Origin of the sequence: Rhodococcus sp. NPDC079359, from assembly GCF_040702585.1 — a bacterium.
In the GTDB taxonomy this organism is placed as follows: domain Bacteria; phylum Actinomycetota; class Actinomycetes; order Mycobacteriales; family Mycobacteriaceae; genus Rhodococcoides.
Map to the genome: position 1 here is coordinate 62,154 of NZ_JBFBLH010000016.1, position 10,374 is coordinate 72,527.

Annotated in this window: 11 protein-coding genes; 2 read left to right on the plus strand and 9 right to left on the minus strand. The window is 65.2% G+C overall.

Features of this window, described 5'->3' with window-relative positions; translation table 11 throughout:
* Positions 1–10: 10 nt before the first annotated feature.
* From AB0362_RS25015 to AB0362_RS25025, 3 genes are read right to left on the minus strand one after another with little or no spacing between them, the layout of a single operon-like run.
* Positions 11–1,312, minus strand: a complete 1,302-nt coding sequence (locus AB0362_RS25015; protein WP_188078534.1) for a HAMP domain-containing sensor histidine kinase — start codon at positions 1,310–1,312, stop codon at positions 11–13.
* The gene (locus AB0362_RS25020; RefSeq protein WP_317532587.1) at positions 1,309–2,037 is read right to left on the minus strand and encodes a response regulator transcription factor; all 729 of its coding nucleotides are present in this window, start codon (positions 2,035–2,037) and stop codon (positions 1,309–1,311) included. The genes AB0362_RS25015 and AB0362_RS25020 overlap by 4 nt, the downstream gene beginning before the upstream one ends.
* 10 nt (positions 2,038–2,047) lie before the next feature.
* Positions 2,048–2,254, minus strand: a complete 207-nt coding sequence (locus AB0362_RS25025; protein ID WP_068047758.1) for a hypothetical protein — start codon at positions 2,252–2,254, stop codon at positions 2,048–2,050.
* 141 nt (positions 2,255–2,395) lie between these two features.
* Between AB0362_RS25025 and AB0362_RS25030 the strand changes: the two genes are divergently transcribed.
* Positions 2,396–3,724 (plus strand): deoxyribodipyrimidine photo-lyase, encoded by a 1,329-nt coding sequence (locus AB0362_RS25030; RefSeq protein ID WP_317532588.1) that lies wholly within the window; start codon positions 2,396–2,398, stop codon positions 3,722–3,724.
* A gap of 36 nt (positions 3,725–3,760) precedes the next feature.
* Here AB0362_RS25030 and AB0362_RS25035 read toward each other — a convergent pair whose 3' ends face one another.
* The 6 genes from AB0362_RS25035 to AB0362_RS25060 form a co-directional block, all read right to left on the minus strand.
* Positions 3,761–4,663, minus strand: a complete 903-nt coding sequence (locus AB0362_RS25035; RefSeq protein ID WP_149405062.1) for a DMT family transporter — start codon at positions 4,661–4,663, stop codon at positions 3,761–3,763.
* A 73-nt stretch (positions 4,664–4,736) separates the two neighbouring features.
* Positions 4,737–6,593 (minus strand): propionyl-CoA synthetase, encoded by a 1,857-nt coding sequence (locus tag AB0362_RS25040; RefSeq protein ID WP_317532589.1) that lies wholly within the window; start codon positions 6,591–6,593, stop codon positions 4,737–4,739.
* 125 nt (positions 6,594–6,718) lie between these two features.
* Entirely contained in the window at positions 6,719–7,171 is a 453-nt protein-coding gene (locus AB0362_RS25045) for a hypothetical protein (protein ID WP_317532590.1), read from the minus strand.
* Entirely contained in the window at positions 7,168–8,415 is a 1,248-nt protein-coding gene (locus AB0362_RS25050) for a molybdopterin-dependent oxidoreductase (RefSeq protein WP_317532591.1), read from the minus strand. Before AB0362_RS25050 ends, AB0362_RS25045 begins: the two co-directional genes overlap by 4 nt.
* A gap of 88 nt (positions 8,416–8,503) precedes the next feature.
* Complete coding sequence (locus AB0362_RS25055; protein ID WP_317532688.1) at positions 8,504–9,040, minus strand: TetR/AcrR family transcriptional regulator; 537 nt, start codon at positions 9,038–9,040, stop codon at positions 8,504–8,506.
* Between the two features lie 68 nt (positions 9,041–9,108).
* Entirely contained in the window at positions 9,109–9,780 is a 672-nt protein-coding gene (locus tag AB0362_RS25060; RefSeq protein ID WP_269594846.1) for a methyltransferase domain-containing protein, read from the minus strand.
* Between the two features lie 129 nt (positions 9,781–9,909).
* On the opposite strand from AB0362_RS25060, the gene AB0362_RS25065 reads away from it, so the two are divergent.
* Positions 9,910–10,341 (plus strand): hypothetical protein, encoded by a 432-nt coding sequence (locus AB0362_RS25065; RefSeq protein ID WP_188078536.1) that lies wholly within the window; start codon positions 9,910–9,912, stop codon positions 10,339–10,341.
* The last annotated feature ends 33 nt before the right edge of the window (positions 10,342–10,374 follow it).

Sequence of the window (10,374 nt, forward strand, 5' to 3'; positions counted from 1 at the left end):
CTGCCGAACTTCAGCTGTCCTGCAGCTCCAGCACCAATCGGGCACCGCCGAGCGGGCTGTCGGTGAAGTAGACACGCCCACCGTGTAATTCGGCCTGCTGCGCCACCAATGCCAGGCCGAGCCCGGAGCCGCCCTTGGCGGCTCGGGTGCCGCGCTCGAACCGGCCGAACACCGTCTCGCGTTCGTCGAGGGGAACGCCGGATCCGTTGTCGTCGATCAGGACACGTACCGTCTTGCCCTCGCGCTCGGCGGTGATGACGATCGACGTCGCGTTGCCGTGTCGAACGGCGTTGCCGATCACGTTGTCGACGGCCAGCCGAAGACCGGTCGGCAGTGCGCGCATCGTGATCTCGGAGTCGGCGGCGTACTCCACGCGTATGTCGAGTCCCGGATGCAGTCGTTGCGCATCCTGGGCTGCGACGTCGCAGACGTCGATGATGTCGGTCTCGACTCTGTCGCCCTCACTGGACAATTCGCCCGACGCGAGTCGTTCCAGGGCGGTCAGGGTCGTCTCCACTCGACCCTGCGTCCGCTCGAGATCTCCCAGAATCTCCTGCTGCTGCGACGGCTCGAGGTCGAGAGTTCTGAGCACCTCGATGTCGGTGCGCATCGCAGTCAGTGGGGTCCGCAGCTCGTGTGCGGAGACGGCCGCGAAGTCGCGTGCGGTGTCGAGCGCGGCATTGGTGCGGTCCTGTGCTTCGTTCAGTCTGGTCAACATGCCGCCGATGGCGACCGCGAGCGCATCGGCTTCGGTGACACCGGTGCGGGTTTCGGGCGCGGTCGGTGGTTGCGCGCTGACCTGCCGGGTCAACGTCACCAACGGTTTGACGGCTCTGCCACCGAAGAGCCAGCCCAGGCCGGTGGACACTGCGATCGCAGCGAGTCCCAGCAGAATCACTTGCCGCTGCTGTTCGTCGGTGACCTGTTGCGCTTCGATGGCAGGCACGCCGATGGAAATCGAGATGGACGACACCGCGGTCGAAACGGCGGTGTAGACCCGGAAGCGTTGCCCGTCGACGTCGACGGTCTGCGACCCGGTCTCGAGCGCGGGCAGCCGTGTCGGAGTGGACGCGACGACGATGTCGCCACTGCGAATGGTGACGGCGAACGCGCCGGAGAGCTGATCGAGGAACGCCTCAAGCGTCGTCGAGGTCGGGATCAGCACCTGAGATGCCGTCGTCAGCCGCTCGTCGAGCTGGTTGACGTTGTTGCGCGAAATAGCGACCGAGGTGACCACCGAGAGGGCAGCGACGACGAGGGTGGCACCGAGGGTCGTGGCGGCGGCCACGCGGGCGCGCAGAGAGAAGCTCATGCGGAGTCCCGGACGACGAAGCCGACTCCGCGAACCGTGTGGAGGATGCGCGGCGACCCGTCGGCCTCGAGTTTGCGTCGCAGATATCCGACGAACACGTCGACGACGTTGGTGTCGGCGACGAAGTCGTAGCCCCACACCAGCTCGAGCAGTCGTTCACGAGTGAGGACGACGCCCTTGTTGCGCGCCAGAATCGCGAGCAACTCGAACTCGCGTTTGGTCAGGTCGATGTCGGTTCCACCGCGATGAACGCGGTAGCCCGGGATGTCGACCACCAGGGTTCCGATGGCGACGGCCGAGTTCGGCGCGCCCGAATCTGCAACCGGCACAACCGGACCGGTGCCGCGACGACGCAGCATGGCGCGAATCCGTGCGACCAGCTCGGCCAGCACGAACGGTTTGGTGAGGTAGTCGTCGGCACCGGATTCGAGCCCGGCGATGCGATCGTCCACCGAGCTGCGGGCACTGAGCACGCAGATCGGGATGTCGTTCCCCATGGCGCGCAACGCGGTCACCACGCTCGCGCCGTCGAGTACCGGCATGTTGATGTCGAGCACGATGGCGTCGGGCATCGATCGCGACACCACGCCGAGCGCCTCCGCGCCGTCGGATGCGGTGATGACGGTGAACCCGGACAGGCGCAGTCCGCGTTGCAACGACGACAGCACGTCGACATCGTCGTCGACGACGAGGACGGTGGCGGGGGCACTCGACGATTCGGTCACCGTTCCAATGCTATGCAACCCAGCTGTCGACGGTGCTTCGGCGTTCTGCAGGCGTCTTGGCGAAGAACTCCTCGAGAGCACTGCGGCGGCCGGTGTCGGCATCGAGTGACCAGGCGAGTGCAGGTGCCTTGGCGTAGAGCTGCTCGTAGTACTTCTCGAAGGTGCAGGTGCTGTCCACCAGGGAAAGAGCGCCGGGGAAGGGGCGTGTGTTCGTCATGGTGTTCTCCTTTTCTCTTCTGTGTTTCCCAAGGTAGAGCCCCATGTTGCGGCGATGGTGAGCCATCGTTGGCGGTTCTCTGAGAGTTCGGCCGAGAGCGGGCTGTGATTGCCGACCGCGGCGGTGGGTAAGACTGGAACCATGTCGCTCGTATGGTTTCGCCGTGATCTCCGTCTGGGGGATCTGCCCACACTCACCGCCGCTGCCGAGTCCGGAGATCCGGTGCTCGGGCTGTTCGTACTGGACGACCGTCTACTGAAGCCCTCGGGCGGGCCGCGCAAGGATTTCCTGTTCCGTTCGCTCGAAGCATTGAACGAGCAGCTCGACGGCCGGTTGATGGTGGTGCACGGCGACCCCGAGACCGTGGTCCCCAAGGTCGCGAAGGCGATCGGCACCGAGGACGTACACATCAGCGCCGATTACGGCCCGTACGGACGCGACCGCGACAAGCGCGTCGGCGAGAAGGTGACCCTGGTCGAGACCGGATCTCCGTACGCGATCGCACCCGGGCGGATCGCCAAGAGTGACGGCGAACCGTACAAGGTGTTCACGCCGTACTCCCGGCAATGGCTGGAGCACGGGTGGCGCGGACCGGCCGACACGTCCGCGAAGACCGTGGAATGGATCGACCCGGACGAGGTGAAAGGCGTTCGGCGGGCGAAGATTCCCACCGAGAAAGAGGCGTCCGACGCGGCAGCGGGTGAGAAGGCTGCGTCGAAGCAGTGGAAGGAATTCCTCGAGGAGGTCTCGGCGTACGACGACGAGCGCAATCGTCCCGACCTCGACTCGACGAGCCGGATGTCGGTGCATCTCAAGTACGGAACCATTCATCCACGAACGATGCTGGCCGACCTCGGGAAGCTGCGCAGCGAAGGGGCAGCGTCGTATCGCAGGCAGATTTGTTGGCGAGACTTCTACGCCGACATCCTGTTCCAGCGCCCCGACAGCGCCCGAGAGAACTACGTCAAGAAGTTCGACAAGATCGAGATCGACTCGGGCAAGCACGCCGACGAGTTGTTCGAGGCCTGGTGCAAGGGCGAGACCGGCTTCCCGATCGTCGATGCCGGTATGCGGCAGTTGAACTCGGAGAAGTGGATGCACAACCGGGTCCGCATGATCGTCGCATCGTTCCTGGTCAAGGATCTGCACCTGCCGTGGTGGCGAGGTGCGCGCTACTTCATGCAGCATCTCGTGGACGGCGATCTGGCCAACAACCAGCACGGCTGGCAGTGGACTGCAGGAACGGGCACCGACGCCTCGCCGTACTTCCGCGTGTTCAACCCCATCACACAGGGCGAGAAATTCGACCCCACCGGCGATTACGTGCGGCGCTGGGTGCCGGAGCTGCGCGGCGAAGAAGGAAAAGCCGTGCACACGTTGAAGTTCGGCCGGCCCAAGGAGTATCCGGAGCCGATCGTCGACCACAAGCACGAGCGGGAAGTGGCGATCGCCCGCTTCAAGGCGCTGTAAGAGTTCAGCGCTCGAGCGGAGCCTGCGGAGTGACCCCTATCTTCTGCGGGACAATCCGACTCCCACGAGACAGATCACTCCGCCCACCACAGCGAGGTAATGCGGAACCTCGCCCAGTAGCAACCAGGCCAGTGTGATGGTGATCGGCGGAACGGCATAGGTGGTGATGCCGAGCTTGCCTGCGTTCATTCGCGTCAACGCGTAGGCCCAGGTGCTGAACGCCAGGGCTGTCGGTACCAGGCCGAGGTAGATCAATCCGCCTGTGGCACCGGCAGAAGCGGACCCGAGGTCGTCGAGCAGCGCCGGTGCGAACGGCAGCGTGCACACTGCGCCGATGGTGCAGGCCATCCACGTGACCTGAAGTCCGGGGATCGTGCGCAGCACCGGTTTCTGGCTGAGCACTCCGATGGCGTAGGTCACCGCGGACACCAGACACAGTGCGATGCCCAGGAAGTCAGCGTCTGTCTTGGTCGTGGACGTGGTGGTGACGGCAGTGACGACACCGACCATCACTGCCCCGGCGAACGCGATGCCCGCTCCGATCACCAACCACTTCGGAAAGCCCTCGCCCAGAAGCAGACCCGCGAACAGGGCGACCAGAATCGGACCGATCTGAATGATCATCGACGTCGTGCCGGCGTCGACGCGTTGCTCGGCGGCATTGAGGGCGACGTTGTAGATACCGAACCAGAAGACGCCGATGCTGATGATCTGCAGCCACTGTGTGCGGTTCGGCTTGACCCACTGCCTTCTGACCAGAACGATCGCACCGAGCGCGACGGATCCGATCAGCAACCGGCCCAATGCGAGCGGACCGGCTCCGAAGGATTCGCCGACGCCGCGAATCGCCACGAAGGCCGAGGCCCACGAAATCACCGTGACGGTGACGGCTCCGAGCGCAAGCCAATCCACCGCGGGACGGGTGTCGAGATCTGTCATGTCGACGACGCTATCGCGCGGGAGCCTTCTGTGGCGCGCGGGTTTCGGCCATGGTTGCTCGTATTACCGCCGCCTATCTGCCGAGCAGCTTCTCCAGTGCGTCGAGGACTGCCGGATCCTCGATGGTCGACGGCACGCCGTATTCCTCACCGGCGACGATCTGCCGCATCGTTTTCCGCAGGATCTTGCCCGAGCGGGTCTTGGGCAGGGCTCCGACGATCGTCACGTCGCGGAACGTGGCGAGGGCACCGATCTGATCGCGGACCATGGCCACCAGTTCGGTGCGCAGTTGTTCCTCGGTGATCTGCTCGCCGGCCTTGAGTACCACGTACCCGCTGGGGCGTTGGCCTTTGAGGTCGTCGTGGATGCCGATCACCGCGCATTCGGCCACGGCGGGGTGACCGGCGAGCACGGCTTCCATCGACCCGGTCGACAGACGGTGGCCGGCGACGTTGATGACGTCGTCGCTACGGCCGAGGACGTAGACGTAGCCGTCGGCGTCGATGTAGCCCGAATCGCCGGTGAGGTAGTACCCGGGGAACGTATCCAGATACGAACGCTGGAAACGTGATTCGTCGTTCCACAGCCCCACCAACGCGCCCGGTGGCAGCGGCAGCTTCACGACGATGTTGCCCTCGGTGCCTGCGTCCACCGGATTGCCCGAGGCGTCGAGGATACCGACCTGGAACCCCGGCACCGGCACCGTCGGCGAGCCCGATTTGATCGGAAGTTGTTCCAGACCGCGAAGATTGGCGCAGATGGCCCACCCGGTTTCGGTCTGCCACCAGTGGTCGACCACGGGCCGGTCCAGGGTTCGCGAAATCCATTCGTACGTATCGGGATCGAGACGCTCACCTGCGACGAACAGGGTCTCGAGCGACGAGACGTCGTACTTCTCGAGCTCGGCCGCATGGGGATCGACCTTGCGGATGGCGCGCAGTGCAGTCGGCGCCGTGAACAGGGCACGGACACCGTGATCCTGGATCACCCGCCAGAACGCGCCGGCATCGGGAGTCCCGACGGGTTTGCCCTCGTACAGAACCGTTGTGGCACCGGCGAACAGCGGCGCATAGACGATGTACGAGTGCCCGACCACCCAGCCGACGTCGGACGCGGTCCACATCACCTGACCGGCTCCCACGTCGTAGATGTTGCGCATCGACCACGTCAGCGCGACGGCATGACCGCCGTTGTCGCGCACCACACCCTTGGGCTTACCGGTCGTGCCCGAGGTGTAGAGGATGTAGAGCGGATCGGTTGCCAACACCGAAACCGGTTGTGCGGCGGTGGCGTCGGCGATGAGGGAGTCCCAGTCCAGCCAGTCGTGACTGCCGGGGATTCCCTCGCGGCTCTTGACGATCACCGCCGGTACCTTCGCGGTCGTCAGCGTCAGGGCGCGCTGCACCAGCGGCAGATATTCGATGACGCGACCCGGCTCGAACCCACCGCTGGCGGTGATCAGCAGGACCGGCTCGGCGTCGTCGATTCGCGCTGCCAGCTCCTTGGCTGCGAAGCCGCCGAACACCACCGAATGCACCGCGCCGAGTCGAGCGCACGCGAGCATCGCGATTACGGCCTCAGGGATCATCGGGAGGTAGATCACCACGCGGTCGCCCGGTCCGACGCCCTGCTCGCGCAGCACACCGGCGAATCGAGCGACGTGGTCGAGAAGTTCGGCGTAGGTGTAGCTGCGGGTGAGTCCGAGCATCGCCGAGTCGTAGATCAACGCGGTCCGGTCGCCGTGTCCGGCGTCGACGTGCCGATCGAGCGCGTTGAAGCAGGTGTTCAGGCGGGCCCCGGGAAACCAGTGAGTGCCGTCGAACGCACTGGTGGGAGGGGTGTCCCAGTCGACTCCCGCCGCGGCGTCGAGCCAGAATTGCTCACGGTTGTCGATACTGTCGTCGAAGGCCTGCCGATACTCGCCACTCATGTTGTGGAGCGTAGTTCGGGGCTGCGTGGTGCGGGCCGGGTTGCGCACTACCGGCGACGACCGACGGAATCCCGTCGACCGGCGGTCGTTGCGTGCAACCGTGCCCGGTGCACGTCAAGATCGCGTCAACGCCTCTGCCTGAGTATTTCGCGGCCGCCGTAGAACGCGGCGCTGGCCGCGAACATCCCCGCTACCAACAGCAGCCATCGCATCAAGTACGGCTCCTGTGTCTGACCCGTCGCGGCCTCGTACGTTTCGCTCCCGTGGGCGAAGATCCCCGGTGCGAACAGCAGCAGGCTCAAACCCGCCCCGAGCGCGGGGATGCGGACCGCGTTGACGAACCTGCCCAGACGAGCGACCAGCGTCCGGTCCAGCACGGCGTACAGCGGAAACAGGATCGCATCGTGCACCACCGCTGCCCCGACGAACCAGAGTCCGATGGACTGCCACCACGTATCGGTGTTCCACAGTGCAGGGAAGCCGATCGTCAGGACGACCGCGCCGGCCAGGGCGAGGCAGCCGGCCGTGACCGCGAGATGCATCGGTCCTGCGCCGTACCTGGCTCGAAACGTTGTCATGCTCGCTCCTCGAAGAATTCGACGGATTCGATCCACTTGGTGGCGTGCACTCCGGGTATCGCCGGCATCATGATGCGAGCGGGATAGCCGTGATCGAGGGAGAGGTCGGCCCCGTTCACTTTCAGTGCGAGAAGTGAATCCGGATGCATCATCTGGTGTCCTCCGAAGGTGACGCGGTTGAACGACCCGACGGGTTCGAGCGACCGCACCTCACCGGTGTCGACGGCATCGACACCCACGAGTGCCGCCAGATCTCGGAGCGGAACTCCGGTCCACGTCTGCACCGTCGACCAGCCCTCGACGCAGGAAATCGGGAGTTCGACGGTGTGCAGGTCCATCTGCTCGAGTTGAGCTCGGGTGAGTACTACCTCGGTACCGCCCGCCAGTACGGTCAACCGCCACGCATCGCCGGTCTGCGCATCGGTGACGCCTGCGGACTGCGCGGTGCGGTTGATCTGGAAGTCGTTGGGGCCGTCGCCGTACGAGCGTCCGCGAGGCAGCAGGATCGCCGCCGATCGCAGTGGTCCGCCCGTCGTCTGCCCAACGCTGAGTACCGCGACGAACAGTGCGCTACCGCCCACGAGTGTGAGGGCTCCGCGTCTGCTGATCGTCGCCGGAGCGGGATCGGTTGCAGCAAGACCTGATTCGTCGTCGGCGTCGGGCACCGTATCGGCGACTCGAATGCGCATCAATTCCAGGAACGGCCGCGTTCTCAACGCCGTCACCATGGTCGGAAGCTTGAGCGCCACGTGGGCGACGAAGCCGGCGACGAACACCCAGGCACCCCAGTAGTGGGCGGTGTAGAAGCTGAAGCCGAAGATGTAGTCGTACTGGATGTTCAGCACACCGGTGATGATCTCGAAGAGGATGCCACCGACCAACGCCAGCAACGAGATTCGCTCGAGAAGGTGCGCGACACTGCGAACCGGGGGCATCTCGATCAGTTTCGGGATCACCGACCACAGCTTGGCCAGCACGATCGGCACCATGACCAGTCCCAGTCCCACATGCAGGCCCTGGGTCAGCCGATAGAGCCAGGCAGGCTCGGTCGGCCAGTCGAACGACGGAATTCGTAACCACCCGACGTCGCCTGGCATGGCCTGGCCGAACTGTGGGCCGTATGCGGCCCAGGAGATGAAGCCGGTGATCGTCACGATCGGCAGGGCGACGAGCAGGACGGACGCCAGGACCGACGTGAACCAGACGCCGCGGATCGGGCTACGGAACGTGGGAAGTCGCTGCATTCTGGTTCCCGTCTCCAATTTTGTACCCATTAGTACAAACTGTGAGGTCGAGATTAGCGCACTTCGGGCCCGTTCGCCAGGGTCGGTGTCAGCGTCGAGTCCGACGGCGACGTACTGCGGCTACGGCGGCGTCGAGTGTGTCGCGCAGCGGTTGCACATCGCCCGCGATGCGGGCGATCAACATTCCGCCTTGAAGCGACGCGATCAGCGTGGTGGCAGTTGCGGCCGGATCGGTCGACACATCGAGTTCCCCGCGGTCGACCATGCGGCGTAGCCCCTGTTCGAGCGGCTGTTCCCAGCGTCGGAACGCGGCATGAAGGCTGGGGACGAACGCCGCGTCGTTCTTCAGTTCTGCAGCGAGCGAACCGAGGGGGCACGAGAACGGGCCCCCTGGCTGTTCGTGATTGCGGACGATCTCGGCGGCCCATGCGTCGATGTCCTCGAGGCTGTCGATGTGGGCCAGGCGCGGCTGGGCGGCGAGGACGCGTTCGAGCTGACGTGCAATGACGGCTTCCACCAGGTCCGACTTGTCGGAAAAATAGTGGTAGAGCTGCGATTTTCCGGTTTCGGACGCGGCGAGTACGTCGTCGATAGTCGTTCCGGCGACGCCGTGGGTGTACATCATCGACGCGGCCGCATCGACGATCGCTGCTCTGGTTCGTCTGCCCTTGGCTGTTCTCGGCAGTTCCTTGCTCACGGGTCTCCGACTCCTCGGTCGATGCTGTGAACGGCGAGTTCGATGAACACTCGTCCGTTCGATTCGACAGTCCGACGGACCCGCAGGCCCGCCGTGACCGCCAGCGCGTACAGCGCGCTCGCGCCCACGCTGGCCCAAGTGAACCATTCGCCCACGCAGTCGTCGGTTTCCCATCGGACCGTTCGATTGCGATCGTCGACACCCGACGCGGAATCCACTTCGACGACGGCCGTGCCGGTCTCGTGCAGCAGCGAGCGAACCGTCCGCAGAAGTGCAGCCGGGTCACCGCCGATGCCGATGTTGCCGTCCGCGAGCAGCACGTGTGACCACTGGCCCGCCCCCGGTATCGCGCAGAAGATGTCCTGCTGCAACGCGAGACCGCCGCGATGGTTCGTCATCTCCACAGCGACCGAGGACGTATCGACTCCCAACGCGGGAACGCCGGCTCGGGTGAGAGCTTCGGTCAAACGCCCTGGTCCACAGCCGAGGTCGAGGGTAGGGCCGGTGCAGAAAGCGATCGAGGCTTCGTCCGCCCTGATGTCTTCGATCGTCGAATGGGTTCCGCCCATCCAGCGCGCGATCGGAAGTTCGGTGCGGCGGCCGTCGTGATCGGTGATCCACGAGGGCAGGCCGGCTCGGCCGCGGCGGTAGACGTCGTCTGCAATCACCCGACTGAATGTACCAGTGGGTACAGTAGGGGGCATCGCGAGCCGAAGTCGTCAAATTTCCTGCCGGTGCCGTCAAGATTGCGTCAACACCTCTGTTCGACGCCACCGCGCGGAGCAAGACTGCTTCTCATGACACTTCTCGACATGCTTCCGTCTCTCGGTGCCGCCTACGTTGCGCGGTGCGATCCAGCGCTCTGGCCTGCCGATACGCACTGTGTGTGCGGCCGCATCACCGTCGACGGCGTTGCGTTGGAGGATCTGGCCGATGCGCAGGGCACTCCGGTGCAGTGGGGCTCGATTCTGGTGACGCGGGTGCGTTCGGTGATCGCCGGGGAGGTGGGCGTCGATGCCGAGTTCGGGGATCTGCGCCAGGCCGTGGTGGTCAACCGGCATTCGGTGGGCGCGGTGGTCAAGGTCGACGTGCACGGCCCGGGTCGACGCTGCGTCAGTCCGGTGGAGTTGCCCGCCGACCTGCGTGCCGGCGACGTGCTGGCGCTCGTGACCTCGCAGGTGCACGGCGGAGCCTGCGGTCGTTCCGCAGGCTCCACTCCGGTCTCGTAGCAGGGGTCGAGGCGGGAGTGGAGCCTGCGGAAC